This is a genomic window from Peptostreptococcus sp. MV1, assembly GCF_000758885.1.
Lineage (GTDB): Bacteria > Bacillota > Clostridia > Peptostreptococcales > Peptostreptococcaceae > Peptostreptococcus.
Genome location: NZ_JRNB01000052.1, coordinates 1 through 666 on the forward strand (window position 1 = coordinate 1; position 666 = coordinate 666).

The window sequence follows — 666 nt, forward strand, 5'->3', positions numbered from 1 at the left end:
GTATCTTCGCTCCCTTTTTCAAAGGGCGCAAAGATACACCGTTTGACTACGGTGCTTTGCGTTCCTGCGGAAAGCTTATAGCTCCGCTAAGGAAACGAAAACGCTAAAGCATTTTTATTTGTTCAAGGGGGCTACTCCCCCTTAGACCCCTGTGAACTTTGTTTTTTGTAGATTTTTCAAATCCACAAAAAAGCAAAGTGTTAAAATGTTCTCACTTTGCTCCATCTCAGTTTCTAATACATTTTCTGTTTTCCTTATTCTTCCTCTGTCAGTTCTTCAAAATCATCATTTGCATTTTCCTCTTTAAGATTTGGATTTTCTTCTAAAGAGATTTCTTTTTCTTTTAAATGAATTTCTGTAAGTTCTTTTAGCTTTTCTCTATTTCGATTATCGGAAAGTACATAATCTAAAAAGGCATAGATTAAATCATTGTCGGTACTTTCTTCTGCTCCGGTTATCTGTTTTTCAAATTTCTCAAACACGCCTCCTTTTTCTACTTTTCGTTTCGTGTCCGCCTTTCTTTTTAGCTGTGATTTCTTTTGTCTTAGTTGCTTAATTTTGTTTTCTACCTGTTCTTTTTTCTTAGTTTCTTTTTCCAACTGGCTCATTACATTTTCTAACTCTTTCATTTTTCATTCCTCCATTTCAATATTGTTGTGTTCCAAA

1 protein-coding gene is annotated in these 666 nt (G+C 34.5%); it reads right to left on the reverse strand.

Annotated elements, in window-relative coordinates; genetic code table 11:
• Positions 1 to 254: 254 nt before the first annotated feature.
• Positions 255 to 629 (reverse strand): hypothetical protein, encoded by a 375-nt coding sequence (locus tag HMPREF1639_RS03985; protein WP_002416385.1) that lies wholly within the window; start codon positions 627 to 629, stop codon positions 255 to 257.
• Between the last annotated feature and the right edge of the window lie 37 nt (positions 630 to 666).